Annotated in this window: 28 protein-coding genes and 1 riboswitch; of the genes, 13 read left to right on the plus strand and 15 right to left on the minus strand. The window is 34.8% G+C overall.

The window, feature by feature from the left end:
* Window positions 1-32 precede the first annotated feature (32 nt).
* Window positions 33-536 (minus strand): GNAT family N-acetyltransferase, encoded by a 504-nt coding sequence (locus JO178_RS05495; protein WP_291932898.1) that lies wholly within the window; start codon window positions 534-536, stop codon window positions 33-35.
* 141 nt (window positions 537-677) lie between these two features.
* On the opposite strand from JO178_RS05495, the gene JO178_RS05500 reads away from it, so the two are divergent.
* From JO178_RS05500 to JO178_RS05510, 3 genes are all read left to right on the plus strand, one after another.
* Window positions 678-2,825, plus strand: a complete 2,148-nt coding sequence (locus JO178_RS05500) for a DNA mismatch repair protein MutS (RefSeq protein WP_291932987.1) — start codon at window positions 678-680, stop codon at window positions 2,823-2,825.
* A gap of 197 nt (window positions 2,826-3,022) precedes the next feature.
* Complete coding sequence (locus tag JO178_RS05505) at window positions 3,023-3,820, plus strand: hypothetical protein (protein ID WP_291932900.1); 798 nt, start codon at window positions 3,023-3,025, stop codon at window positions 3,818-3,820.
* Window positions 3,821-3,854: 34 nt separating this feature from the next.
* Window positions 3,855-4,035, plus strand: a riboswitch (cobalamin riboswitch).
* 113 nt (window positions 4,036-4,148) lie between these two features.
* Window positions 4,149-4,532 (plus strand): acyl-CoA thioesterase, encoded by a 384-nt coding sequence (locus JO178_RS05510; RefSeq protein ID WP_291932902.1) that lies wholly within the window; start codon window positions 4,149-4,151, stop codon window positions 4,530-4,532.
* A 73-nt stretch (window positions 4,533-4,605) separates the two neighbouring features.
* On the opposite strand, the gene JO178_RS05515 is transcribed toward JO178_RS05510, so the two are convergent.
* On the minus strand, window positions 4,606-5,196 hold the full coding sequence (locus tag JO178_RS05515) for an HD domain-containing protein (protein WP_291932905.1): 591 nt from the start codon (window positions 5,194-5,196) through the stop codon (window positions 4,606-4,608).
* Between the two features lie 345 nt (window positions 5,197-5,541).
* Between JO178_RS05515 and JO178_RS05520 the strand changes: the two genes are divergently transcribed.
* The 5 genes from JO178_RS05520 (at window position 5,542) to JO178_RS05540 (ending at window position 10,186) form a co-directional block, all read left to right on the plus strand.
* Entirely contained in the window at window positions 5,542-5,871 is a 330-nt protein-coding gene (locus JO178_RS05520) for a PadR family transcriptional regulator (RefSeq protein ID WP_291932908.1), read from the plus strand.
* A 10-nt stretch (window positions 5,872-5,881) separates the two neighbouring features.
* Window positions 5,882-7,603, plus strand: a complete 1,722-nt coding sequence (locus JO178_RS05525) for a PspC domain-containing protein (RefSeq protein ID WP_291932910.1) — start codon at window positions 5,882-5,884, stop codon at window positions 7,601-7,603.
* Window positions 7,604-7,919: 316 nt separating this feature from the next.
* Window positions 7,920-8,504: a 1-acyl-sn-glycerol-3-phosphate acyltransferase gene (locus JO178_RS05530; RefSeq protein WP_291932913.1), complete on the plus strand. Its 585-nt coding sequence runs from the start codon at window positions 7,920-7,922 to the stop codon at window positions 8,502-8,504.
* Window positions 8,505-8,562: 58 nt separating this feature from the next.
* The gene (locus JO178_RS05535; protein WP_291932915.1) at window positions 8,563-8,991 is read left to right on the plus strand and encodes a hotdog fold thioesterase; all 429 of its coding nucleotides are present in this window, start codon (window positions 8,563-8,565) and stop codon (window positions 8,989-8,991) included.
* Between the two features lie 229 nt (window positions 8,992-9,220).
* Window positions 9,221-10,186 (plus strand): chorismate-binding protein, encoded by a 966-nt coding sequence (locus JO178_RS05540; protein ID WP_291932916.1) that lies wholly within the window; start codon window positions 9,221-9,223, stop codon window positions 10,184-10,186.
* Here JO178_RS05540 and JO178_RS05545 read toward each other — a convergent pair.
* The 3 genes from JO178_RS05545 to JO178_RS05550 form a co-directional block, all read right to left on the minus strand.
* The gene (locus JO178_RS05545; protein ID WP_291932918.1) at window positions 10,172-11,056 is read right to left on the minus strand and encodes a helix-turn-helix transcriptional regulator; all 885 of its coding nucleotides are present in this window, start codon (window positions 11,054-11,056) and stop codon (window positions 10,172-10,174) included. The two genes, JO178_RS05540 and JO178_RS05545, sit on opposite strands and share 15 nt — an antisense overlap.
* Window positions 11,057-11,059: 3 nt before the next feature.
* Window positions 11,060-11,314 carry a GNAT family N-acetyltransferase gene (locus tag JO178_RS21495; protein ID WP_365865967.1) on the minus strand — a complete coding sequence of 85 codons (255 nt, stop codon included), beginning with the start codon at window positions 11,312-11,314 and terminating at the stop codon, window positions 11,060-11,062.
* Between the two features lie 137 nt (window positions 11,315-11,451).
* Window positions 11,452-11,631 (minus strand): hypothetical protein, encoded by a 180-nt coding sequence (locus JO178_RS05550; RefSeq protein ID WP_291932920.1) that lies wholly within the window; start codon window positions 11,629-11,631, stop codon window positions 11,452-11,454.
* Window positions 11,632-12,044: 413 nt separating this feature from the next.
* Here JO178_RS05550 and JO178_RS05555 point away from each other — a divergent pair, with 413 nt between their 5' ends.
* The 5 genes from JO178_RS05555 (at window position 12,045) to JO178_RS05570 (ending at window position 16,363) form a co-directional block, all read left to right on the plus strand.
* The gene (locus JO178_RS05555; protein WP_291932922.1) at window positions 12,045-12,215 is read left to right on the plus strand and encodes a class IIb bacteriocin, lactobin A/cerein 7B family; all 171 of its coding nucleotides are present in this window, start codon (window positions 12,045-12,047) and stop codon (window positions 12,213-12,215) included.
* 130 nt (window positions 12,216-12,345) lie between these two features.
* Window positions 12,346-12,513, plus strand: coding sequence for a hypothetical protein (locus tag JO178_RS05560; protein WP_291932925.1), 168 nt, complete (start codon window positions 12,346-12,348; stop codon window positions 12,511-12,513).
* A gap of 108 nt (window positions 12,514-12,621) precedes the next feature.
* Window positions 12,622-13,050, plus strand: coding sequence for a CPBP family glutamic-type intramembrane protease (locus JO178_RS21500; RefSeq protein ID WP_365865948.1), 429 nt, complete (start codon window positions 12,622-12,624; stop codon window positions 13,048-13,050).
* 28 nt (window positions 13,051-13,078) lie between these two features.
* Window positions 13,079-14,158 (plus strand): HlyD family efflux transporter periplasmic adaptor subunit, encoded by a 1,080-nt coding sequence (locus JO178_RS05565; protein WP_291932927.1) that lies wholly within the window; start codon window positions 13,079-13,081, stop codon window positions 14,156-14,158.
* A gap of 45 nt (window positions 14,159-14,203) precedes the next feature.
* Window positions 14,204-16,363: a peptidase domain-containing ABC transporter gene (locus JO178_RS05570; RefSeq protein ID WP_291932928.1), complete on the plus strand. Its 2,160-nt coding sequence runs from the start codon at window positions 14,204-14,206 to the stop codon at window positions 16,361-16,363.
* A gap of 143 nt (window positions 16,364-16,506) precedes the next feature.
* On the opposite strand, the gene JO178_RS05575 is transcribed toward JO178_RS05570, so the two are convergent.
* From JO178_RS05575 to JO178_RS05620, 10 genes are all read right to left on the minus strand, one after another.
* Window positions 16,507-16,707: a hypothetical protein gene (locus tag JO178_RS05575; protein WP_291932930.1), complete on the minus strand. Its 201-nt coding sequence runs from the start codon at window positions 16,705-16,707 to the stop codon at window positions 16,507-16,509.
* A gap of 5 nt (window positions 16,708-16,712) precedes the next feature.
* Window positions 16,713-17,315, minus strand: a complete 603-nt coding sequence (locus JO178_RS05580; protein WP_050020102.1) for a MarC family protein — start codon at window positions 17,313-17,315, stop codon at window positions 16,713-16,715.
* Window positions 17,316-17,359: 44 nt separating this feature from the next.
* The gene (locus tag JO178_RS05585) at window positions 17,360-19,099 is read right to left on the minus strand and encodes a BatD family protein (RefSeq protein ID WP_291932931.1); all 1,740 of its coding nucleotides are present in this window, start codon (window positions 19,097-19,099) and stop codon (window positions 17,360-17,362) included.
* The gene (locus tag JO178_RS05590; RefSeq protein WP_291932932.1) at window positions 19,099-19,839 is read right to left on the minus strand and encodes a tetratricopeptide repeat protein; all 741 of its coding nucleotides are present in this window, start codon (window positions 19,837-19,839) and stop codon (window positions 19,099-19,101) included. Before JO178_RS05590 ends, JO178_RS05585 begins: the two co-directional genes overlap by 1 nt.
* Before the next feature lie 99 nt (window positions 19,840-19,938).
* Window positions 19,939-20,946: a VWA domain-containing protein gene (locus tag JO178_RS05595; RefSeq protein ID WP_291932933.1), complete on the minus strand. Its 1,008-nt coding sequence runs from the start codon at window positions 20,944-20,946 to the stop codon at window positions 19,939-19,941.
* Complete coding sequence (locus JO178_RS05600; RefSeq protein WP_291932934.1) at window positions 20,946-21,938, minus strand: VWA domain-containing protein; 993 nt, start codon at window positions 21,936-21,938, stop codon at window positions 20,946-20,948. The genes JO178_RS05595 and JO178_RS05600 overlap by 1 nt, the downstream gene beginning before the upstream one ends.
* Window positions 21,931-22,827, minus strand: coding sequence for a BatD family protein (locus tag JO178_RS05605; protein WP_291932935.1), 897 nt, complete (start codon window positions 22,825-22,827; stop codon window positions 21,931-21,933). The genes JO178_RS05600 and JO178_RS05605 overlap by 8 nt, the downstream gene beginning before the upstream one ends.
* 66 nt (window positions 22,828-22,893) lie before the next feature.
* Window positions 22,894-23,757, minus strand: a complete 864-nt coding sequence (locus tag JO178_RS05610) for a DUF58 domain-containing protein (protein ID WP_291932936.1) — start codon at window positions 23,755-23,757, stop codon at window positions 22,894-22,896.
* 27 nt (window positions 23,758-23,784) lie between these two features.
* The gene (locus tag JO178_RS05615; protein WP_291932937.1) at window positions 23,785-24,243 is read right to left on the minus strand and encodes a GNAT family N-acetyltransferase; all 459 of its coding nucleotides are present in this window, start codon (window positions 24,241-24,243) and stop codon (window positions 23,785-23,787) included.
* The gene (locus JO178_RS05620; RefSeq protein WP_291932938.1) at window positions 24,243-25,247 is read right to left on the minus strand and encodes a MoxR family ATPase; all 1,005 of its coding nucleotides are present in this window, start codon (window positions 25,245-25,247) and stop codon (window positions 24,243-24,245) included. Before JO178_RS05620 ends, JO178_RS05615 begins: the two co-directional genes overlap by 1 nt.
* Window positions 25,248-25,284: the final 37 nt, after the last annotated feature.

The raw sequence follows: 25,284 nt of genomic DNA on the forward strand, positions 1-25,284 counted from the left end.
TTTAAAATTGATTATTATTTGCTGCTTTAGACTCATCTTTTCAAACAAAAAATCACATTTTCAGGATTTTTGTTATCTGTTTTATTTTCTTCCAAAATGAAATGATGTTTTAGAAGCAATCGTTGAGAATTCTCATTCTGCTGATGGGTGAAAGCTAAAATTTCCTGTAAATTTAAGTCATTAAATCCATAATCTAAAACCGAACCTAGTGCCTCACTCATAATTCCTTTTTTATGATAGTCGGGAAGCAGCTCGTACCCTACTTCGGCTGTCTGCCTGTTTTCAGAAAAATTCCATAGACAGATGGTTCCGATAAAATTGTTCTTGCCTTTACAGGAAATTCCCCAGAAGATAATTTCTTTATTCTGTGTTCTTTTTCTGATGCTTAAGATAAATTCTAATGCATCATAATTGGTTTTCGGTGAATTTCTTTTCACATACCGATTGATCAGCTCATTGCTTCTGATCCTCAGAATATCTTCGGTATGACTTTCATCGATTTCTTTTAAAATCAGTCTTTGGGTTTCCAGTCTCATCTTCCAAATGTATTAAACCCTGATCAATTACAAGCTCTTTATCATTAAAAAGTCTTGATTTTTTCAACTTTCAGCTTCCAAATCTGCTCATTTTCAAATTACCACCGTATTACATTCACATTTTCTCACTAAATTTGCATGGTGTATATAGATAAAGAAGATTTAGACGAATTAGAGTTTCCGCAATTGCTCGCGGAAATTTCCCCATTTGCGTATTCTCCGAAAACAAGAGAAAAAATTCTTCAACTTCGTCCGATGGAAATAGACGAGGCAGAACTTTCATTGAAAAAAACGTCAGAATACCTGTCGAGTTTTGAAAGTTCAAATGCAATTCCGTTTGATGAATATGAAGATATCGAAAGTGAGCTGAAAGTAATGCTGATTGAGAATTATCGCCTGGAAAACAGCGCTTTCATTAAAATCAAAACCATCACGGAACAAATCGGAAAACTCCAGAAGTTCTTCCCTACCATGCCGGAAACTTTTCCTACTTTAATGGAAGATGTTTCCGTACTGGAATTCAGAAAAGAAATTATTGAGAAAGTAGATAAGGTTTTCAACCGTTTCGGTGAAGTAAAAAATGAAGCTTCCCCAGCATTAAAAGGAATAAGAACAGAGATTCAACATGCTAAAAAAGCGATTCAGGAAAACTTCAACCGCGCACTGACCACCTATGGACAAAGTGACTTTCTGGATGATATACGGGAAACGATTATTGATGACCAAAGGGTGCTTGCTGTAAAATCAGGATTTAAGAAAAGAGTTCCCGGAAGAACACTTGGAATTTCAAAAACAGGTTCTATCACTTATATTCAGCCGGACAGTGTTGTAAAACACTATTTCAAGCTTCGTGAGAATGAAGAGGAAGAGAAAAAAGAGATTGATAAGGTACTGAGAAAACTCACTGCAGAACTTGCCGAATTCCAGCCTCAGCTGTGGAGGTACCAGATTTATATTTTTGATCTTGACCTTACGAGAGCTAAAGCAAAGTTTGCAGAATTAATTAATGGTGTACTCCCGAAGATCAACCGTCATAAAACATTAAGGCTGAAAGATGCTTTCCACCCGTTACTATGGCTGAGAAATAAAGAAGAAAATAAAACGATTCACCCACAAACCCTGGCTTTAACGGAACACAACAGAATCATCTGTATTTCCGGACCGAATGCAGGAGGAAAATCCATTACGCTGAAAACAGTAGGACTGCTTCAACTGATGATTCAGACTGGGATTTTGGTTCCTGTGCATCCCAAGTCTGAAATGTTTTTCTTTGAAAAGATCATGACAGATATTGGTGATAACCAGTCGATTGAAAACCACCTGTCGACCTATTCATCAAGATTAAAGAAAATGTCAGGAATTATCCGTGAGGCTGATGCTGATACTTTATTATTGATTGACGAATTCGGAACCGGTTCTGATCCTGAATTAGGGGGAGCTCTGGCAGAAAGTTTTATGGAGTTTTTCTATGATAAAAAGAGTTTTGCAATTATTACAACGCATTACACAAACATCAAACTGGTCATAGAACAGCTTCCTAATGCTCAGAATGCAGCCATGCTTTTCAATGAAGAAACTCTGGAACCAATGTATAAACTGGAAGTCGGCCAGGCCGGTAGTTCATTCACGTTTGAGGTTGCAGAAAAAAATAAAATTCCTAGATTTATCATTCATTCTGCCAAGAAAAAAGTAGAACATGACATTGTGAATCTTGATAAAACCATTGTTAAGCTTCAGCAGGAAAAATTTGAAGTTGAAAAACTGAAATCTGATCTTGCGGAAAGAAAAGAGTCTGTAGAGGATAAACGAGATAATCTTCAGAAACTGAATGATCAGCTTCAGCAGAAGTTATTCAATTTTCAGAAATTGTATGAAGAAGAACATCGTAAACTTCAGTTCGGAAATAAGATTGAAACATTCATTGAAAGCTATACAAAAGGGAAATCCAGAAAAGATGTTGTTAAAGATTTTGTAAAATTACTTGAACAGGAGAAATTCAGAAAACTGGGGGCAGACAAAGATGAATCCAAACGTCTTCAGGTGGTGAAGAGAAAAATCACGCAACAGCTTAAAAAGGAAGAAGTGATTGAAAAAATTGCGGAAACCAATGAAAGGCTTGAAGAAAAACGCAAGAGTGACCGTGCCGTCTGGATGAAAATAGGCCAGCGTGTACGCATTACTGGAAGTACCAGTGTAGGAACTATTGAAAAAATTTCCAGAAACAAAGTGATCGTTAATTACGGAACTTTCAAGACGACGATTGATGCGGATGAACTGGAGAGAATTTAAGCAATTGGGCAACCAACGAACAAAAAAATTTAAATGGTATAATCAAAAAAAGAGTGTTGCTTTCAACACTCTTTTTCTTTTTAATGGTTTCGTAGCGCTTACTTATAGCAAATACAAGATTTAAAATAACTGCAACGGGATAAGTATCTTCGGAAAAGCATTTAATTTATATATTTGGAGGATTAAAAATTATCATCATGATTTCCATAAATAAAGCATTCTATATATCTGCTTTCAGTATTTTTTCATTGGCATTTGCTAAAGGACAGAATAAAGTTCCTTTCGGAGTGGTAAAAGCTGAGGAGGGATATGCTAATGTACGTGTACATAAAGACAACTACAGAAAAATTGTAGATAAGATCCGTATGCGTAAAGGAGATGTTTTTGTTTATGTAAAGCCGGCTCCCGGAGAAACGGAATGGATATGGATCAAATATCCTGAAAAACAGGACGATGAAAAACCTTTTGTAAGGTATGAGACACTTGACAAGGAAGGAATGGTCAACAAAGAGCGTATCGCTTATATTGATCAGCTTCCGGCCTATACCCCTTCCAAATCTAAAAACGGAAGATCATTAATTTTCACAGATAATTCTGATCCTAAAGTACCTACAGCCCAGAGAAGCAAAGTGGTGATTGATGTATATCCTTCTAATGCAGGATATCGTAAGAAAGAAAAAGATGCCAGCGGAAAACTTCTGACTATTGATAAGGTAAAACCATGGGGAATCAGTGATGAGCTGCCTGAAGGAATGACCGAAATCAAATCTATCAGAGTACAACAGCCCGGAAGAGGGTCCGTTTTTGTAAGGGAAGCCATCAAAAATATGTTTCAGCCCACAATGGATTTCAATAATGTAGGGGTAACGTCTCTGGATAATGATAACATTTTCCTTTATATGATCAATGGTTCTGGGGAAAACAGATATACGAGTCTGTGGACAATCAAAAAAGGAAGAGTGATCAGTCAGATTATTTATCATAATCCGGAATAAATTCACTATTTTTGCACCCGAAAAAGTTTAACACTTATTCATCATAGAAATTGGTTCTGCCTAGCCGCAGATTAAAAGGGAATCGTGTGAAAATCACGGACTGTCGCGCAACTGTAAGTAACTGTAATCTTTATCAAAGATCCACTGTGCGGGGCATGGGAAGGAGATAAAAGATGTTACAAGTCAGGAGACCTGCCTTTTCTTAAACAAAAAACTTTCGCGATCTGAAGTTTATTGATCTGATGGATGGTTTCAGGGATTTCTTAGATTCCTGCTATTATTCTGTTGTTTTGATACTATTTCATTTCGCTTTAATTAATAATGAAATATGACTACAGAAGAAAGAATTAAAGCATCCGAAACCAGTATTTTTAAAGCGGTTTTCCCTAATACAACCAATCATTATGATACCCTGTTTGGAGGTACGGCTATGCAGCTGATGGATGAAGTAGCCTTCATCACGGCAACCCGATTCGCCAGAAAAAGAGTGGTAACGGTGAGCAGTGATAAAATCGATTTTAAAAAGCCTATTCCTGCAGGAACTATCGTGGAGCTGATCGGAAAAGTTTCATATGTCGGAAAAACAAGTATGAAGGTGAATGTTGAGATCTATACTGAGCAGATGTATTCTTATGAAAGAGAGAAAGCCATCATTGGTGATTTCACTTTTGTAGCGATTGATGAATTCAAGAAACCAATTCAAATTCTATAAAATCAGTTCGGGCGGCCTTTGGCCGCCCGAACTGATTTTATATTCCTTCATATAAAAAAATAAAGAATCCCGTTTATTTTATAACTTTTTCTGAGTCTATACTTTGGTTCAGTAAAAATTCAAAGGCTTCTCCCATTTCGTCAGATGCTCTGGTAATGGTATTTTCAAGCATATTTCTGATTTGTTTTTCAGTAACTCCGGCCTCTGTCCAGCTTTTTCCTGAAGTATGGGAATTCAGAATAAAAGGAATGAACCGGTCTATGGCACAGGCAAAAATAGCATCCGGAGTTTTTTCTTCTTCAAATTCCAGCCATAGATTAAAAAATTCCGACCGTAACGGCTCATCTAAAATTCCAAAAATCTTTTGAGCAGAAACTTTTTCTCTTTCAAATTTTCCAACCATTGCTTTTTCATCAAACAGGAAGGTATCACCTGCTTCAATTTCCACCAAATCATGGATAGAAAGCATTCTGATCACTCTGAGTAAATCTATATCTGCCCGGTTTTTAGCATACGGATAAAGAATTTGTGCCAGAATCACAATCTGCCACGAATGTTCTGCCGTATTTTCTCTTCTGGAGTCATCCGCATTAAAATTTCTTCTTTGTACATTTTTCAAGGCATCTACTGCCAGAATAAAGTCTATTTCCTTCTGAATCTTCATTATACTTTATTTATAATATTATTGTTTGTTTTCTTTTTGGCAGCGGTATAAGCCTGTGTTTTTTGTCAAAATTTCATAACAAAAATACGAAACCTAAGATCGTTCTCAAAATATGTTTTTTAAAACAATGGATCATTTTTAGTATTTTTTTTAAATACGCAAAAAAATACTAAAATTTATTAAATTGATTTACAACAAGTTAAGCTTATTATTTCAAAAATACCACTACTTTGTATTGCATAATACCATTTTAATTATATATCTTTGTAATGTAAAATTAGAATAGGCTCAGCTAGCTAGGAGCATTTTTCTAAAAATAGAACTAATTAACAAAACTTATCAAAGATGAATACTGAAAATACCAAAGCGCAAATGCGAAAAGGAATTCTGGAATTCTGTATTTTAAGTCTCATCAATCATCGCGAAATGTATGTTTCCGACCTAATAGATGAACTAAAAAAAGGAAAACTGGACGTAGTGGAAGGCACCCTCTACCCTCTTCTCACAAGACTTAAAAACGGAGAATTTCTCTCTTACAGATGGGAAGAATCAACGGGAGGCCCGCCCAGAAAATATTACCAGATCACAGAAAAAGGAAGACTTTTCCTGAATGAACTTCAAAATACGTGGAATGAACTGACAGCTTCAGTAAACCAAATCACCCAAAAAAATTAAAAATAAAGCTATGAACAAGACACTCTCAATAGGACTCGCAGGTTTTTCTTTTACAATAGAAGAACACGCATATATAAAGCTCAGCGATTACCTGAATGCACTGAGAAGCTCACTGGATGCTTCCGAAGCGGATGAGGTAATGCATGACATAGAAATAAGAATGGTGGAGATATTCAGAGATTCTCTGGGAAAACGTGAAGTAATCAACGATACGGATGTAGAAAAAGTAATCGCACAAATCGGGACTCCGGAAAAAATCGAAGAACAGGAAGAGGCTTATTTTTCTGAAAAAACAACAACTAAAAATAATACTTCAGGAACTAATTATTCAGATAAAAAACAATTGTTCCGTGATCCTGAAAAACAAAAAATAGCAGGGGTTTGCGCAGGATTGGCTCAATATGTAGGAATGGACATTACTGCCATGAGAGCGATCTGGCTGGGAATTTTCGTTCTGGGAATTTTTACTGCAGCAATTTCCTCTTCATTAGTGGGGTTACTGTATATCCTTCTTTGGATCGTACTTCCAAAAGCTGAAACCGCAGCCGATTTTTTGAAAATGAAGGGAAAGCCTATGAACTTCGACAATCTTAAAAATGAATCGAACAAACTGGTTCAGTTTGCCAACGAATCTACACAGAGAGTCGGAGAAATATACAACGAAAACAAGCCTTATATCAACAACGCAGGAAGCGGAGTATGGAATATCTTTAAATACTTCGTAGGAGGTTTATTTGTAATCATGGCTGTAGGAAGCATTATCGGAGTATTCGTATTATTCGGTCTTTTCGGAATGGATACGGATTTCCCGGGAGCCAACCAGATCAGATTCTATATGGATGATAATGGTCTTGATAAAGTCCTGGCTGCCATTATGGTCATCGGAAGTTTAATTCCGGCCATTATCTTCAGTTTATTAAGTATTAAGATATTTTCTCCAAAAACTAAATTGAGAAATATCGGATGGGTGATCGGAGGTTTATTCCTTCTGCTTATCGGATTAGGAACTTATTTCGGAATCAGTATGGCAAAGAAAAACCTGATTTATAAAGGAAGCAAGGAAGATGTGGAGAATGTTGCCATCAATACCACTTCTGATACCATCTATGTAGATGTAAAACAGGTTAATATTCCTCAGAATTTCAAGGCTTATGACGATGATATTTACTCAGACAAAAAAACAGTATACGAAGAAGATTATATCTCTGTAGAGGTAACAAGAAAACCTGAAGTGAAAACACCTTACCTGATTATTAAAAAAGAAGGAAACGGATATAACTTCCCTATTCAGGTAACTGTACCGGTGGAGGTGATCAACAATAAAGTAATGCTTCCAAACTACATTAAGTATCCTTATGAACACAGATTCAGAGATTACAGAGTAGAGTACGAACTGGTAGTTCCACAGAAATCAGTAGTGATTCCGACTCAGAAAAACAGAATTGATTTTGAAGGAGATCTTGACGGAGACGGCATCAATGATAATGATCAGGACAAAGATGAAAATCACCATGGTATCAGAATTGAAAAAAATAAAATTACCGTAAACGGATCTACCATCACTTACGGTACCGATGATAAAGACAGTGTGATCGTGAACGGTAAGAAAGTTCCGAGCTACCATGTTGAGAAAGTAATTGATTCAGTGACGTCAGGCATCAAGAAAATGAACAAAGATGTAGACATCAAAATCAAAGACGGGAAAAACGAAATTTCCATACAAACTAAATAATTAACTTCAGAGAGTGCGAGAAGGTGTGAATGGACAGCAACCGTTTGAAATTCACATCCTTCTTATCTCAGAAAAGTGAAAAAAATCATATTTTTTAGTTTCTTATCTGGAAAAAAATCTTTATTTTCGTACTGTTAAAATACTATAACCATAAAACAAAAACACACACACCTATCATGATACAATTTGCTTTAGAATTTGTAATGAAAATCGTAGATTTAATCAACGGTTTGTTTTAAGAGCGATAATATTTCAATATATTTGTAAAGTATAACCATAATTTGGTTATACTTTTTTGTTTTTAATCCAAGAATCTATGAAAAAGCTGATAGGCAAACTAATGTTAAAATTATTAGGCTGGAAAGTCGTTTTACAGGGCGATGTCAACAACCTGAACAGGTGTATCCTTGTAGTGGCACCACATACTCATAACATGGAATACATTTTAGGAAACCTTGCTTATTGGTCCTTAAAAAAACCGCTAAAAATCATTATCAAAGATGCTCATACCAAAGCATGGTACGGTGGGCTAGTAAAAGGGCTTGGCGGAATTGGTATCGACAGAAGCCAGAAAAATGATCTGGTTAACTTTGTAGCGAGCCAGTTTGCAAAAGAAGATTTCAGCCTGGTTATTACTCCCGAAGGAACGCGAAGCTGGGTTCCCAAATGGAGAAAAGGATTTTACCATATGGCATTAGCCGCAAAAGTACCTATTGTTCTGGCTGCAGGAGATTTTAAAAGAAATATTGTGTATCTCGGCTACACGATTCCTTATGAAAGACTTGCTACTGCTCCTTTTTCAGACATTATGCAGGAGATCCAGGACTATTATATCAAAAACGATATTGTACCTAAAGTTCCGGCAAACTGGAATCCTAATATTATGGGAGCGGGAGAATAAGCCAACCCGCAATTATTATTTCCGCTAATCAATCATCATCATTTATCTACTATACAAAATGAAAGATCAGACAAAAGAAGAACTATTGGAGTTTTTGAATAACTGGGGAAATGAAACCTTAGCAAAAACTCTCGAAATAAAATTTATCGATATTGATATCGAAAACGAGACCCTTACTGCTACAATGCCTGTACTCCCAAGAACACATCAGCCGTTCGGAATTATGCACGGCGGAGCAAGCTGTGTATTGGCAGAAACCTTAGGGTCTAGCCTGTCTAATATTTTTATAGACGGAAACAAATATTATGGAGTAGGAACCAACATTAATTCTAATCATCTGAGAAGCAAAAAAGATGGTCTTGTAACGGCTACAGCCCGATTTATAAGAAAAGGAAAAACAATGCATGTTTCCGAAATTGAAATCAGAGACGAAAAAGGAACACTCATCAATCATACTACAATGACCAACAATATTATTCTGAGATAAATCAGGAGATATCAATAAAGGGATAAGGCTCAATTTTTGAGCTTTTTTTTATACTTAAATAAGAAGTATTTTACACAAAATATTCTATGTTTTTAAAATATTTTAGTAAAAAACATTTCTTTTAATTTTGACATTTTTAAGACTAATAATACCTTTGCAGAAAGGAAAATCAATCCCGGAATTCTCTGTATTATTTCCGCCGGTGATTTTCAAAATCTACTCATAGCTAATGATTTATTTCAAACTTCCTTTTGACGAGCAATTATATTCCACAGATCAGAATAAAAAAACAAGCGCGGTACATTTTTACTCATTCGACAGACAACATACGATCAGTTTTGAAGGTGACATCATAAAGACTACCGAAAACAACTTTCAAAAGGATATTTCTACTTTCCCTCTGTTCAATGATGAAAATAATATTGATCCTGAAACGAAAAATGAATATATAAACACGCTTCAGCAGGTTATTGAAGTGATTAAGAAAAATAACCTTCCCAAGCTGGTGTATTCAAGAAGAAAAATGTTTAAAAACTTTTCTCAGATTGATCTGAAAGAGAGTTTTAACAATATATGTACCTCCTATCCTAATGCTTTCCGGTATCTTTTTAACGATGGTAGCCAAACCTGGATGGGTGCTTTTTCAGAAGTATTGGGAAAATTCAATAAAAACACTCACGAATTCGAAACCATGGCCCTTGCAGGAACACTTCCCGTGTCTGAAAAATGGTCTGAAAAAGAGATTGAAGAACAAAAACCTGTTACCACATACATTCAAAATATTCTTGAAACTTATTCCGGGGATATACAACAATCGGAAACTTACGATCATATTTCAGGGAATATCAAACATCTCCGTACGGATTTTAAAACCCATATCAATCCTGAAGACCTCGATAAGCTCATTCAGGACCTTCATCCTACTCCTGCCGTTTGTGGGATTCCTAAAGATTTTTGTATTGAAAATATTCAGAAGTATGAAAAATTCCCTCGTGAGTTATATGCGGGTTACATTAAAATTGAAACAGAAGACTGTATTTTATACTTTGTGAATCTTCGTTGTGCAAGACTTTACAAAAATTCTGTTTATGCCTTTGTAGGGGGTGGCATTACTGCACAAAGCAATCCTGAAAAAGAATGGGCAGAAACCGAGCTGAAATCGGAAGCAATATTGAAGAACCTATTTTTTACCTAAGCGTATTTTATTATTTCCAATTTTGGCAATAAGCCCTTTTTTTCCTTTTACATCAGCTTTTTTATAAATATTGGAAAGGTGTGCAGAAACTGTTTTTTCAGAAATATTTAATTTACTCCCTATTTCAACATATTTAATATTCTTATTCTCAATTATTAAATTTACTATTTCAGTTTCTCTTTCTGTAAGATCTGACAGAAACTCCCAATTTCGTCCTTTTCCTATATAAAAAAAATATTCTATTCCTATAAAAAAATAACCTATAGTAAATAAACTCTGCTCTATTGATTGATTATCTCCCAATAATAACATTGTAACCGGAACAGATACAACACTGAAAAGACCTAATAATCCAGCAACAGCATGAAATTTTCTAAACTGATCATAAAATTCTAAATCATCTTCAGTTTTATTCTTATAGAGGATATAGATCAGAAATAAAATAAAACAAACAGGAATAATGAGAAAAAGCTTACGAGATATTTCAAGATTTCCTGTAATTACATAAGGAATAATAAAACCGACAACTAAATTTACAGAGAGACACATCATGACATAATTAAAATGCAAATAGTTTTTAAAACTCAGACTGTAATATTTTGACAAAAAATAAATATAATATCCAATGGTTATAGAACCTACTGTATACGCTATTACATTTTGCGATAAAACATTAATATTAAAGCTTTTATCTGGTAAAAGCCCAGAACTTAGATTATTCAAAATGACAGCAAATGTTAACAACAAAAAATGAAGATCAAAACTTTTATTGCCCTCTTTAATGGAAACTCTTATTAATACAAATCCTAATATTAAGATCAGTAGACATAGGCATATAAAAGTAATAGTATGAATTTCAGTACCAAACATCCCTTATAAATAGTGTATCAAAAAATAAAATCTGAATCCAAAATCTTCTTCATGATAAATTTTAAAACCAAATTTTTCATAAAAAGAGAGATTTATAACGGTTAATGTTTCCAAACAAATAGCTTGTTTCTTTCCTGAATAATAATTAATAATTTTATTCATAAAAGCACTACCAATACTACTACCCTGCGAATTAACATCTACCCCGATAAACCAGAGATGGATATAGTCAATATTTTTGGGTAGATACATTTGCATAATTTTTTCTTTATAAATGACTTTTTTCAAATTATCTAATCCTACAACATTTTTGACAAGCAAAATATCTAACCAAAGGGGATAAAGAAAGTTTTTCTTTGTTTGCAGTGGATCTAATAATATACAGCAGGTATTATTTAAATCATTAAGCCCAACATCTCCGTAGCGTTTTCTTTTGCAATAGAATAATCAATAAGTTTCGAAATCAACACTTTTTCATTTTTTATTTTAAGAATATAATTCACTGACTTATTATTAAAAAGCCCCACTTCGTATTGCCTTTGCAACAGGCAACTCTTTTTCTTGTATTTTTTCATTTAAAATTAATTAACATGTTTTCAATATTCATCAAAAGCAAAAAAGTAAAATAAAAAAACTTAAATAAAACATAAATAACTGAAAAACAAAAATTTACGTCATTTTATTCAAGTACTAATTTACAAAAAAAAGCAAAATTTCGCAGACGTATTGAGCCTGAAAATCTATTTTACAAAATGCTAAAAATCAACAAAATAAAATCCTTAAATTCTCTACACCGTGAAATTAAGGGTAAATTAAGTAAGAAATTTTATGTTTTTTTGTAGATACTGAGTAAGTTTAAACAAACAAAACACAAATGTTTATTTTTTGTATGCGTACAGTGCAAATATAAATATGATGCTGATCAGCAAATTCCCATGTCAGGGATTATATGACAAAATAATACTATTAAATTTAAAATCTTAGCAAAATGAATTTAAAAAAATTAAACGTAGTAGAGCTTGACGCTCAAGAGTTAAAAGAAACTGAAGGAGGATGGTGGCAAGCCGCTTTAGTTGCATTAGGTATCTCTGCTATTAGCAACTGGGGGGACATTCGTGAAGGATGGAGTGATGGAGGAAGTGGACATCCAAGACACTAATTAATCCAAATGAAAAAAAACAAGATGAGTTTTACAAGTATAGTCATCAATATAATGATTTTTGCTCTCGTGTTGGCTTTCATGCAATACAGTCCTGAATTATATAGAACAATAAAAAAATTTTAAACAAATGAAAAATATAGAATTAATAGATTTAACAGAAAATGAGTGTTTATCAATTAGTGGAGGTGAATCTGCTTGGTATTGGGTCGCTTATGGAGCAAGGCGTGCTGTTGCATTTATGTCAGATGTAAATGACAGTATTCAAGGTGGTGGTGGATATTACCAAAGATGGTAATATAATTTGAAAAAGTCAATAAAATTAATCTGCCTCTACATCTGAGGCAGATTTTCATAAAAAAGAACTGATAAATAAATTTTTGTCTCCTGTTTAGTGCGTTTTTTTATGAAAAGAGTCTTTATTTTATTTTTGTGTTGCTTGGCTATCTCTATTGGGGTCAGCTATAGTTTTAATTTTTTTAACGATCATTTCTTTCACTTTAAAGCAAGTGGAAACCAAGACGAAGAGGTTCCTACATTTTACATATTATTGTTGGGCCCATTATTAGAAACTGTAATTTTTCAATACGTTGTGTATAATTTTTTGTCATACATAAAAATTAAAAAAGATTGGATTTGCATCATCTTAATGAGTTTGATTTTTTCATTGGTACATTATTACAGTATTTTTTATGTGTTAATGGTTTTTTTTAGTAGCCTTGCATCACATTATTTTTACATTACTACTTTAAAGAAAAATGCCATACTGTCATTTTTCGGTACGTTTCTTCTTCATTCAATGTATAATTTATTTGGTTATTTATTCGTGGTATAGAAAGATTTGAACATTAAAAAATTCACAAATGAAACATACCATTTACATAAGCATTCTATTCTTTATTATTCTTGCCTTAGCCTTATTACCAATAATAAAAGTCCCAATTTCCTCTTCATCAAGAGGTATGATACGATCTGTTCAGGAGAACACTAAAATTTCTGCCATTGTTTCAGGGAGAATTATTTATAGTAAACTGGAAAAAAATAATCAGGAACTCAAACAAGGTGATACATTGCTCATCGTAACAGCAGAACAGTTGAATACTCAAAAGAATTTACAGAACAGCCAAAGTTCAGATTATTCAGCACAATTACAGGATTTAAATAAGCTTACTAAAGGCCAAATTTCAGGTTTACAAACCGGGCAATACCAGAGAGAATTATCTGCCATGCAGGAAAAAATTGCTCAGGTACAAACACAATTGTCTTTAGCTCAAAAAGATTTTGACAGGGCAGCTACCCTTTATAAACAGGGAGTAGTCCCCAAAGCAGAATATGAAAAATTTTTCTATAACCTTCAAGGACTTAAAAACCAGATTGCAGGGATAAGAGAACAGCAAATTGCTCAATGGCAAACGCAGAAGAGAGAAGTAGAAAGGCAAATCCGTTCTTTAGGCTCAGAAGTACATCGTATTAATCAGGAACAAAAAAATTATATCATCACAGCACCCATTTCCGGAAGGCTTGTTAATTTCTCCGGAGTACAGAAAAATAATTTTCTGACGCAAGGACAAGACATAGGGGAGATTTCACCGGAAGTTTCCCTAGTTGCAGAATGTTTAGTTTCACCAAAAGATATAGGTTTTATTCACAAAGGACAAAATGTAAAATGCCAAATCGACACTTATAATTATAACCAATGGGGATTATTAGAAGGCAGGGTTTCTGAAATAGATCAAAATATTAAAATTAATGAACAAACCGGCGAGGTATTCTTTAGGGTTCTCTGCCAAATGAACAAAAACTACTTACAATTGAAAAACGGCTACAAAGGGCAAATTGATAAAGGAATGACTTTTACAGCACGCTTCCATTTAATTAACCGCACGTTATGGCAATTATTATTTGACCGTGTAGATGATTGGTTTAACCCAAAATTGAAATGATGAAATCAAAGATTCCATCTGCCCAATAAAAATAAACATAAGCACGTGAAAAAAAATATATTGATAAAACAGCATGATATTAAAGATTGTGGTGCTGCTTGTCTTGCTTCCGTAGCGATTCATTACGGACTTAAAATGCCAATTGCCAAAATCAGGCAAATCTGCCATACCGATACAAGAGGGACAAATATTTTAGGTTTAATACAGGGATTGGAACAAATGGGCTTCAATGCAAAAGGGGTAAAAGGTGGTGTTGATGCCTTGCCGGAACTTCCATTGCCAGCTATTGCCCATGTTATTGTTAATGAACAAATGCATCATTATACAGTTATTTATAAAGTTTCGAAAGATAAGATAACCGTGATGGATCCTGCAAGAGGGAAATTGGAGGAACATAAAATAGAAGATTTTTCAAAAATGTGGACAGGTGTTCTTATCCTATTGGAAACCAATGAGTATTTTGAACAAAGAAATGAAAAAACAGGCCTCTACAAAAGATTCTGGAACTTAATTCAACCGCACAAAAGTATCTTAATCCAAGCTTTATCAGGAGCATTAATGTATACTATTTTAGGGTTGTCAACCTCTATTTATATTGAAAAAGTAACAGATTATGTTTTGATAGACGGAAATAAACGTCTGCTCAATTTACTTTCTGTTGGAATGATTGTTATATTGTTCTTTCAGGTTTTTATTGGAACAATAAAAAGTGTATTAGTATTGCAGACAGGGCAAAAGATGGACAAACACCTGATTCTCGGTTATTACAAACATTTATTAAAACTTCCGCAGCGCTTTTTCGACACCATGAAAGTCGGAGAAATCATTTCAAGGGTGAATGATGCTGTCAAAATAAGAACATTTATCAATGATGTTTCTATACAGATTTTTGTAAATTTATTTATCATTATTTTTTCGTTTACTTTAATGTTTACCTATTATTGGAAGCTGGCATTAATTACAGCGCTAGTAATTCCTTTTTATTTTTTAGTCTATTGGATTACTAATAAATTGAACAAAAAAGCAGAACGGCAATTAATGGAGGAAAGTGCAGAGTTAGAATCTCATTTGGTTGAATCCATCACTTCTGTGAAAACGATAAAACAATTTGGAGTAGAAACTTTTGCAAATAATAAAACAGATAATGCTTTTTCGAAACTATTAAAAACAATTTATACTTCGGTTATGAATACCTTATTTTCAGGCAATTCATCCGAGTTTTTATCAAGAATATTCACTATTATATTGCTTTGGGCGGGTTCAGGTTATGTTATTGACCGGGTAATAACTCCCGGAGAATTACTGTCTTTTTACGCCTTGATTGGATATTTTACAAATCCTGTATCACAGTTAATAGGAATGAATAAAACGATTCAGAATGCTTTGATAGCTGCAGACCGTCTCTTTGAAATCATGGATCTGGAACGGGAAGAAAATACCGAAAAATTAGATCTTACAAAAGATAATATTGGAGATATACAATTCAAGGAGGTAAGCTTTAGCTATGGTAGCAGAACCGAAATTTTCTCCAACTTTAATTGTCTCATAAAAAAAGGACAAACAACAGCTATTGTTGGAGAAAGTGGTAGTGGTAAAACAACTTTAGCTTCTCTGGTTCAGAATTTATATCCGCTCAAAGCAGGGAAAATTATGATTGAAGATTATGACATCAGTTATATTTCCAACTATTCTTTAAGGAATTTAGTGTCTGTAGTTCCACAGCAGATCGATTTATTTTCAGGAAATGTAATAGAAAACATTGCTTTAGGAGAAGATTTTCCCAATGTACAGCGAATTTTACATATTACAAAGAAGCTTGGGATACTTACTTTTGTAGAAAATCTTCCCAACGGATTTCAAACATATTTAGGAGAAAACGGAGCATTACTCTCCGGTGGCCAGAAACAAAGAATTGCCATTGCAAGGGCTTTGTATAAGAATCCTGAAATATTAATTTTAGATGAAGCTACTTCTTCATTGGATACAGAATCGGAATTAATTATTCAAAAAACTTTACAAGAATTCAGAAATCAAGGGAAAACTATGATTGTTATTGCCCATCGATTGAGTACTATCGCAAATGCTGATACTATTTTGGTAATGAAGGCCGGGCAGATTATTGAAAAAGGCAACCACAACGAACTTCTAAACAAAGATTCTGTATATAAATCCATGTGGGAAAAACAAAGTAAAAATCTGAACTAACTTTCACAAATAAATAGATATATTAATTGATGAATACTTAAACTGCTTTTGCTTATTTTCAAATTTCTATAATCAGTAAAAATCATAAAAAAAACCTCCTTCTGTACGAAAGAGGTTTTTATTTATCTTGAAAATATTCTGATTTATTTCTTTACACCGATTCTGCTCCAGGTATCCATTACGAAAAGAAGGATAAGACCAATTGCAGCAGCGGCAGCTGAGAATACGAACTTCAGGTTATCTTCATCACCCAGGATATCTGTCTGTTGCCAGTCAATAGCGTAAAGATTAATGGCGATGAATACGATGAACAGTACTAAAAATACTTTATAAAACTTCTTCATGACTCTTAAAAATTAATATAATTCTGCACCAGTTGAGCAAAATTTGCAGTGAATAATTTAATTGAAATAGCCAAAAGGATAATACCGAAAACTTTCTGAAGGATCATGAGCGTAGCATCCCCAATTTTTCGTTCCAGCCATTTCGCTGATTTCAGCACCAAATATACGAAAATTGTATTAAGAATAATTCCGCAAATAATATTAATATCATGAAATTCAGCTCTGAGCGATAGCGCTGTAGTTAATGTTCCGGCACCTGCAACCAACGGAAATGCGATGGGAACGATGGATGCGGCTTTTGCTTCCGTTGTTTTATTGATCTCAATTCCTAAAATCATTTCCAGCGCTATGACAAAAATCACAAAAGCTCCGGCAATGGCAAAGGAGTTTACATCTACTCCGATAAGTTTAAGAATTTTATTTCCTACGAACAGAAACACAATCATAATTGCTCCGGCAGTAATGGCAGCTTTTCCGGCTTCAATCTGTCCGAACTTCTGTTGAAGGCTTACAATAACAGGTACAGAGCCGATAATATCAATAACGGCAAACAGAACCATAAAGCTGGTCACAATCTCTTTAAAAGAAAAACCATCAAAAATTTCCATCTCTTTGTAATTAAAAATTTCGCAAAAATATGAAAATAAACTGACTATTTGCTAATTTGTGAATATAAATTAACAATTGTTTTCAAAAGTTCTTCAAGACCTTCATGAGATTTCGCAGGAGAATATTTCTCTATCTGAATTTTCTGCTGAAGGCTTGCATATTCTTCTGCAACTGAAGAACCTTTGTAACTTTCAAGAAAAGTCTTAAACTCCGTAACAGAGCCCTGGAAATACTGTCCTCGTACTTCCTGATCCAGCTCTTCCATCGTATCAAAGAACTTTTCATATTCTCCGTTATCTTTAAGGTTTTCCAGATAACTGAAATAATCATTAATATCTGTTTTCAGCAATTCTTTGATTTCTTTTTCTGTTTCAGCCACAGAACCCAAAGATTTTGACGCTACATTTTCTCTAACTAATGCTCGTTTTTTTTGCCAAGTTTTAAATGAAATATATACAATAAATAATCCTAAAAGAATAACAATATTCGTCAAAAGTATATTCCAATGGAATTTATTTTTCTCTTTTACTTTTAATGAAGTTGTTTTTAAAACCGGTGTATTAACCGTCTCTAAAAGGTTATTGGTATATTCATTTACTTTTTCTACAGTAGAACGGGCTTCAAGTACCTGTTCATGAGAGAAGGCATTTACAGCCAGTGTTTTCTGCCCAAGATCTATATATTCCTTATTTTCAGGATTAAAGAACGCAAATTGTTCGGTTTTAATAGAAATTACTCCCGCTTTTTTAGGGATAATTACGTAGCTGGCAAGAATTTCTCCTTTCATCCCTGCAGATCCCGGAGCTACTTTAGAGGTAATTTTAGGGGCAAAAACTTCATAATCCGGAGAAGCAGCTATTTTAGGAAGCTCCATATCCGGTAAGTTACCTTCACCTGAAACCCTTACAACCACATTCATTGGTTTTTTCGCTTCAGGTTTTTCTTTGGATGTATTGTACACATTGACCTTAAAGTTTCCGACTGCATTTTTAAAACATTCGGGAGCCCCATCCGGTAGTTTTCTTACTGTAATCTTTACTTTATTGGAGACAATCTTGTTTTTATTGGAATAAGAACTTACGGAGGCCGATACAGGCGGAACTTCTACAAAGCCGGCCTCATTCGGGAATACCATAAAAACAGCCAGTACTTGTGATGCCATATTCCCTGAACCTGAAGGATCAATTTCCGATTTATTAAAATTAACCGGGTGCACATTGATATTATCCTGTTCAGGAAGACGAATATTTTTAACCTTTCTGAGGTTGTCTACATTACGGGAGTAAACTTTCAGAACAGCTATGGTTGGCTGATCCTGATAAACGTCCCTGTCTTCTATCTCCATATTCAGATATACCTCATTGGAAGTATTGGCTGCCAAAGATTTTTTCTCGGTAACATCCTTAACGTTGACTTCGAAAGGTTCTGTTTTATAAATTTTATTATTGACTGTAACCAGCACCGAACCGATTTTCACCTTTCCTTTTTTCTTGGGTTCAAGGGCAATCCGGGATACTTTTTGAGTAATCAGGGTATTTGTTGCAGGATCAATGAATGTATTGGTAACGGATCCGCTTCCTATAATATTGAATTTTGAAAGATCCGGAAGCTGCAATCCGGTTTGCTGTACAAGATCACTGCCGTTGAGTTCTAAAATAATGGTAAGGTTAACAATATCTTTTCCGCCATATTCCGATTTATCTGCATCCAGGGAAAGATTTACCTGTCCGTAAGTAATTACGGATGCTAAAGTAAGCAATATGTAAATCAATTTGTGCTTCATCACCAATCTTTCTCGTTGCTCTCAGGCATCGAATAAGAATTCTTATTTAAAATTCTTCTGGCGGTTTCTTTTTCTTTTTCGTTTATTTTATCTAAGATTGCATTTTCAAGATTCTTTGGCATTTTGCCTTCATTCTGAGGATTCTGCTGAGGGTTATTCCCCTGATCGCTTTTTCCTTCATTCTGCTGGCCACTTCCCTGATCCTGCTTCTGGTCTTTTTTGTCACCTTTCTGATCGTCACCTTTGTTCTGATCATTACCACCACCTTTGCCTGAATTATTCTGCTGGTTTTTCTGTTGTTGTTCTTTTTCTTTTAGTTTGGCAATTTCATAGTTCTTTCTGGTTGCCTCACTATATGGATTTTGCTTCAGAGCTTTTTTATAAAAATCTGCCGCCTTTTCCGGCTGATTCATCTGCATATAAGTATTTCCTAAATTATGAAGAGCGGCTGCTTTATCGGGGATTGTTTGGGAAAGCTGCTGGGCTTTCTCAAATTCTGCTTTAGCTTCTTCATACTTTTTGTTTTTATACAGGGCATTTCCTAAATTGTAATGCGCTGTAAAGTCTTTTTCATTAGATTTTACCGCTTCCATATACTTTGAGGAAGCTCCATCATAATCTTTACCGTCAAATTTCTGATTTCCTTCATGAACCAAAGTTCTGTAGTTTTCCTGCCCAAACAAAAAGCCTGAGAACAGGAAAGCGATTATAAACGATAAAAATATGATTTTAGTATTCATCACTTGCAAAATTATCCCTTTATATGTTAATAAACAGAGTTTTATTTGTTAAAATTGGGTTAAAGTACTCATTAAAATAATATTCCGCAATACTGCAGTCTACACATTAAAATCTTTTTTAGGATTAAAAAGAAAAATGAGAAAGAAAAACAGAATAGATACTCCCAGAAAATACTGATAATAATGATTCGCGTTCTGTGACTTTACTAAGGTTTCTGATCCTGAAGATTTCCTTTTCACTGCATCAAGAATTCTATCCGGGGATTCATTGATATTATTTCCGTCGATATAAGTTCCGCCGGTGGATTCCGCCATTTTCTTTAAAGCCTCTGTCTGTCTTTTTGAAATAACCGTTCCTCCGTTTACATCAGTTTTATAGCCCATCAGCTGTCCAAAAACATATTCAGGAACCGGTGCACCTTCATCAGATCCGATACCTACCGAAGTAATACTTATTCCTTCCTTATTGGCAAGTCTTATAGCCGCATTATCATTTCCCTCATTATCTTCACCATCACTGAGCAATATAACTTTTCTGGAACCTTTGCTTACATTTTTAAATTTATCCGCAGCAGCCTGCATTCCCTTAAGAAAATCAGTTCCCTGAACCTGCATGGAATTGGTTTCAATTCCACTGATATAAGTTTCAGCGGAATTATAATCCGTAGTCAGAGGCATGATAGACATGGCCTGTCCTGCGAAGATCACAATTCCTACTTTATCATTTTTCATTTTCTGCATTGTTGCCAACATCAGATTTTTAGCTTCTGTAAGGCGACTAGGCTCTACATCTTCTGCATTCATTGAGTTGGATACATCCAGCATAAAGATAACATTATTCAGCTTCTGACTGCTTCGTACTTCTTCAGAACCGTTCAGAAGATCAATAACAGAGAATATCAGAAATAATGTTCCCAATAAATAAAGCGCAGGAAAAAATTTTGTAAATCTTGATCTTTTTTCAAATAAATGCTCATGAAAACGGCTGTCTGCAAAAATTTTTCTCTTTTTATTTTTCCATTGTAAATAACGGATCAAGAAGGAAGCTAACAGCGGCAGAAGCAACAGTAAAAATAAATACCAATAATTTCCTAAAGACCAACTCATCAGCTTAAAATTTTATAAAACACCCATCTTAGCAATGCATCGAATACCAACATTCCAAGGGCAATCCAAAGAAATATCTTAAAGTACTCTTCATAATTATAAAGTTTCGAGATCTTCACATCGGATTTTTCCAGCTGATTGATCTCATTATATATCTCTTCAAGACTGCTGTTTGAAGTAGCCCTGAAATATTTCCCTCCCGTAGTCTGGGCTATTTCCCTTAAAGTATTCTCATCAATAGCCACTTCCGTTTCTGTAAAAACCAGATCTCCGAAAATATCCTGTGAAGTAGGCATCAGCGCATAGCCGTTGGTTCCAATCCCTATGGAATATACCTTGATATTGTTATTTTTAGCCAGCTCTGCAGCAACCTGTGGCGGAATCGCATTTTGAATATTACTTACCCCGTCGGTCATCAGGATCACCACTTTACTTTTAGCTTTACTTTTAATCAAATGATTTACGGCCACTGATAATCCTTCTCCGATAGCTGTTCCGGGCTCAAGACCCTCTGAATTCAGATTTTTAATTTCGTCAATAACTACCTGATGGTCTGAAGTAACAGGAACTTTCGTAAAGGCTTCTGCAGCATATGCAACCACTCCTATTCTATCATTGGGACGCTTCTGAACAAACTTTACGGCAATATCTTTCAGGGCTGTGATACGATCCGGATTAAGATCCTTTGCCAGCATACTGAGAGAAACATCTATGGAAAGCATAATATCTACTCCCTTGGTATCATCTCTATCCTGAGAAATGGTAAAAGTTCTTGGTCTTGCCATTGCAATGATCAGTGCAGAAAGAATGACATACTTTGATATTTTTAATAAAAAAAGTACAACATGAATCCCGCCACTATTGTCCATATTCTTAATAGTAGGAACTTTTACTCCTTTCTTTGTATGTTTTCCCGCATCTCTTATAAAAAGTGGGATAAACAATAAAAAAAGCAATAAAAACCATGGACTGTAAAACTCAAAATTAAGCATCCTTTCTTAAGTTTTCAAATTCTAAATCTTTTGATGATCTTTTTACAAAATCTCTGATGTTGGCAAAATCTTTTTCCATAATCTCCTGATCCGGAAAGGTTTTGGCAAATTTCACAAGATCTCCCCTTAAGAAAACATCCTCTACTATTTTTTCATTCTCCAAGGAAATGGTATTGTTTTTTTTCATGACATCAATAAGGTCATCCGTAAGAAGTACATCCGCAGGCAGATGATATTGTCTGGTAATAAAATTCCTGGAAATATCTATCAGTTCCACATAGAACGAACGGAAATCCCCACCTTCAATATACTTTTTCTTTTTAAGGGAATCCAGTTCTTTTAGGGTTAGGTTAGTCGCTATCACGGGCGAGATTTTGGATTTTCTTCCCCATTTTACGATCATAATAATCGCAATAATCAAAGCAATAAAAGCCAAAGCAGCCAGGATATAGAATTTATAAAGTTCCCAATAATCCTTAGCATCCAGTTTTACCTCTTTATTTTTCATAATATCATTAATCTGATCAGCTTTTTGAGCGGTATTAATGACATCTATTTCATAAGGTATGGTTTTGAGGATTTTATTTCCTACTTTAAATTCCAGTTCCGGAATGGTAAACTTTCCTTCTTCAAAAACTGCAAATTCTATTTTTCTTTCATAAGAACCGGCATTCTGCCCGATACTGTCTTTGGTTTCTTCAAAATGAAAAGGGAGCAGTTCATTTTTAGGAGCAGAACTCACCTGCTCATTATGGATATTATCAATCTTTACTACAAAATGATTGACTTCACCCAATGCAATGGTTTTCTTCTCAACATTAGAAGATAATACCTGTGAAAATGCATTAACACAGATAAAAAAAGATAATATTAATAGTATTTTTTTCAATGCTCAAATAATATATTCCGGCTCATTGCCTCTATTTCATTTACAATTCTAACGTTTCGTACTGCATTATTTTCTCTGGAAATAATTATACAGTAATTTTGAATAGTCTGAACCTGTATTGATGTTCATAAAACCAGCTGAGCTTCCGGAAAAATCTTCTTCCAAAGCTCTAAGTTTCTGTTTTTGGGCTTCTGCAAAGGTATAGCGCCACCTTGCACTGGAAGTATTTGCCCATATCTGTTTACCCGTTTCCGCATCATATAAAAGCGCATATCCTACATCGGGAATCTCATTGTCTTTTTCATCATAGATACGCATTCCCAGCAACTGATGTTTTTTTGACGCCACCCGCAGTATTTTAGAATCATATCCATCCTCAAAATCCGAGAACAGAAATACGAGAGATTTTCTTTTAAAAATTCCCATCATATATTCCAGCGCCTTATCTATTTTAGACTCCGCAGGAATATAATCAGCTGTCAGAATATTACTGATAATAGAAAGAATATGTTTTCTTCCCTTTTGCGGAGGAATTACCTTATATACTTTATCAGCAAAAAGGATCAGTCCTACTTTATCATTATTCCCTGCCGCTGAGAAACCTAAACTGGCCGCAATTTCAGCTACATATTCCCTTTTCAGCTGGGTCTTTGTCCCATAATCCATTGAAGCAGAAATATCCACCAGAATCATCATCGTCAGTTCTCTTTCTTCTTCCATTACCTTTACAAAAGGCTCACGGAAGCGTGCTGTTTTATTCCAGTCGATTCTTCTGATTTCATCACCAAACTGGTATGGGCGAACTTCCGAGAAGGTCATCCCCTGCCCTTTAAAGGCACTGTGATATTGCCCCATCAAAGCAGCCTCCGTCTTTTTTCTGGTACGGATTTCAATCTGCTTTACTTTTTTTACAATATCTTTTATCTGCATATTTTAGTTTAAGATTCAAAGTTCAAACTAGCTTCTAAACTCAATGGATACATTCAGCCATTCGTCATCAAACTTCGGACTGTATTTTTTATAAAAATTAATAGCCGGCTCGTTCCAGTTTAATACCTGAAAAACCATCCCATTATAGGCATTTGATTTGCCATACTCCAGCGTTGCATCAAATAATTTCTTTCCGATCTGCATTCCGCGCAGCTTTTCAGTGACAACCAGGTCCTCAAGATAGAGCCTTCTTCCTTTCCATGTTGAATATCTGTCATAATACAAAGATATTCCAACAATTACTCCATTTAATTCAGCAACAAAAGCTCCCCACACAGGATTTTCGCCAAATCCATCTTTAGTAAATTCCTCAAGGCTTACCGTGACTTCATGAAGTGCTTTTTCGTATTCAGCCAGTTCTTTAATTAACCCCAGCATTGAACTGCAGTCCTCCAGAACTGCTTTTCTGATGATTAGTTCGCTCATTATGGTGCCTGGATTTTTGCTAAAATTCTGTTGATAATTTCTTCTGTTGAAATCTCTTCTGCTTCTGCTTCGAAAGTTAAGCCCATCCTATGTCTTAAGACATCTTTTGCCAGTGCTTTTACATCTTCAGGAATTACAAAAGCTCTTCCTCTCAGGAATGCATAAGCTCTTGACGCAATAGCAAGGTTAATAGAAGCTCTGGGAGAAGCTCCGAAACTGATATAGTTTTTAAGCTCAGAAAGACCGTAATTTTCCGGATAACGTGTTGCAAACACCATATCCAGAATATATTTTTCAATTTTTTCATCCAGATAAATCTGGTTGATCAGTTCTTTGGCATCTACAATATCCTGAAGAGAGATTACGGGTTTTACAACCGGTTGATGCGAGGTTGAAACCATTCTCATTACCTGTCTTTCATCTTCAAAAGAAGGATAATCTATAGTACATTTCAGCATAAAACGGTCGCTTTGCGCTTCCGGTAAAAGGTAAGTACCTTCCTGGTCAATCGGGTTCTGGGTAGCAAGTACCAGAAACGGTTTTGGAAGCTTCATGGTTTCATCACCAATAGTTACCTGTTTTTCCTGCATGACCTCTAAAAGAGCAGACTGTACTTTTGCCGGTGCACGGTTGATCTCATCCGCAAGTACGAAATTAGCGAATACAGGACCTTTTTTTATTGAAAAATCATTGTCTTTGATATTGTAAATCATTGTTCCCACCACATCTGCAGGAAGCAGATCCGGAGTAAACTGGATCCTTGAAAATTCACCATGAACAGCATCTGCCAATGTTTTGATGGCTAATGTTTTGGCAAGACCAGGAACGCCTTCAAGAAGAACGTGACCATTTCCCAAAAGCCCTACTAAAAGACGGTCTATCATATATTCCTGTCCAATAATAACTTTGTTGATTTCCTGTCTCAGAAGAGAAAATAAATAGTTTTTTTCTTTTACTTTTTCCGTCAACTGACGAATGTCTTCTGCTTGATATGTATCTGACATAGCTTGATTTAAAATAGTTGGTAAATTTCTGATAAAT

The sequence above is a fragment of the Chryseobacterium sp. genome, assembly GCF_019236175.1.
Classification (GTDB): domain Bacteria; phylum Bacteroidota; class Bacteroidia; order Flavobacteriales; family Weeksellaceae; genus Chryseobacterium.

Bases quoted from the DNA above. Each gene is read 5' to 3' on its own strand.
- JO178_RS05495 (WP_291932898.1), bottom strand. From the start codon at position 536: ATGAGACTGGAAACCCAAAGACTGATTTTAAAAGAAATCGATGAAAGT.
- JO178_RS05505 (WP_291932900.1), top strand. From the start codon at position 3,023: ATGATTTCCATAAATAAAGCATTCTATATATCTGCTTTCAGTATTTTT.
- JO178_RS05510 (WP_291932902.1), top strand. From the start codon at position 4,149: ATGACTACAGAAGAAAGAATTAAAGCATCCGAAACCAGTATTTTTAAA.
- JO178_RS05515 (WP_291932905.1), bottom strand. From the start codon at position 5,196: ATGAAGATTCAGAAGGAAATAGACTTTATTCTGGCAGTAGATGCCTTG.
- JO178_RS05520 (WP_291932908.1), top strand. From the start codon at position 5,542: ATGAATACTGAAAATACCAAAGCGCAAATGCGAAAAGGAATTCTGGAA.
- JO178_RS05525 (WP_291932910.1), top strand. From the start codon at position 5,882: ATGAACAAGACACTCTCAATAGGACTCGCAGGTTTTTCTTTTACAATA.
- JO178_RS05530 (WP_291932913.1), top strand. From the start codon at position 7,920: ATGAAAAAGCTGATAGGCAAACTAATGTTAAAATTATTAGGCTGGAAA.
- JO178_RS05535 (WP_291932915.1), top strand. From the start codon at position 8,563: ATGAAAGATCAGACAAAAGAAGAACTATTGGAGTTTTTGAATAACTGG.
- JO178_RS05540 (WP_291932916.1), top strand. From the start codon at position 9,221: ATGATTTATTTCAAACTTCCTTTTGACGAGCAATTATATTCCACAGAT.
- JO178_RS05545 (WP_291932918.1), bottom strand. From the start codon at position 11,056: ATGTTTGGTACTGAAATTCATACTATTACTTTTATATGCCTATGTCTA.
- JO178_RS21495 (WP_365865967.1), bottom strand. From the start codon at position 11,314: ATGCAAATGTATCTACCCAAAAATATTGACTATATCCATCTCTGGTTT.
- JO178_RS05550 (WP_291932920.1), bottom strand. From the start codon at position 11,631: ATGAAAAAATACAAGAAAAAGAGTTGCCTGTTGCAAAGGCAATACGAA.
- JO178_RS05555 (WP_291932922.1), top strand. From the start codon at position 12,045: ATGAATTTAAAAAAATTAAACGTAGTAGAGCTTGACGCTCAAGAGTTA.
- JO178_RS05560 (WP_291932925.1), top strand. From the start codon at position 12,346: ATGAAAAATATAGAATTAATAGATTTAACAGAAAATGAGTGTTTATCA.
- JO178_RS21500 (WP_365865948.1), top strand. From the start codon at position 12,622: ATGAAAAGAGTCTTTATTTTATTTTTGTGTTGCTTGGCTATCTCTATT.
- JO178_RS05565 (WP_291932927.1), top strand. From the start codon at position 13,079: ATGAAACATACCATTTACATAAGCATTCTATTCTTTATTATTCTTGCC.
- JO178_RS05575 (WP_291932930.1), bottom strand. From the start codon at position 16,707: ATGAAGAAGTTTTATAAAGTATTTTTAGTACTGTTCATCGTATTCATC.
- JO178_RS05580 (WP_050020102.1), bottom strand. From the start codon at position 17,315: ATGGAAATTTTTGATGGTTTTTCTTTTAAAGAGATTGTGACCAGCTTT.
- JO178_RS05585 (WP_291932931.1), bottom strand. From the start codon at position 19,099: ATGAAGCACAAATTGATTTACATATTGCTTACTTTAGCATCCGTAATT.
- JO178_RS05590 (WP_291932932.1), bottom strand. From the start codon at position 19,839: ATGAATACTAAAATCATATTTTTATCGTTTATAATCGCTTTCCTGTTC.
- JO178_RS05595 (WP_291932933.1), bottom strand. From the start codon at position 20,946: ATGAGTTGGTCTTTAGGAAATTATTGGTATTTATTTTTACTGTTGCTT.
- JO178_RS05600 (WP_291932934.1), bottom strand. From the start codon at position 21,938: ATGCTTAATTTTGAGTTTTACAGTCCATGGTTTTTATTGCTTTTTTTA.
- JO178_RS05610 (WP_291932936.1), bottom strand. From the start codon at position 23,757: ATGCAGATAAAAGATATTGTAAAAAAAGTAAAGCAGATTGAAATCCGT.
- JO178_RS05615 (WP_291932937.1), bottom strand. From the start codon at position 24,243: ATGAGCGAACTAATCATCAGAAAAGCAGTTCTGGAGGACTGCAGTTCA.
- JO178_RS05620 (WP_291932938.1), bottom strand. From the start codon at position 25,247: ATGTCAGATACATATCAAGCAGAAGACATTCGTCAGTTGACGGAAAAA.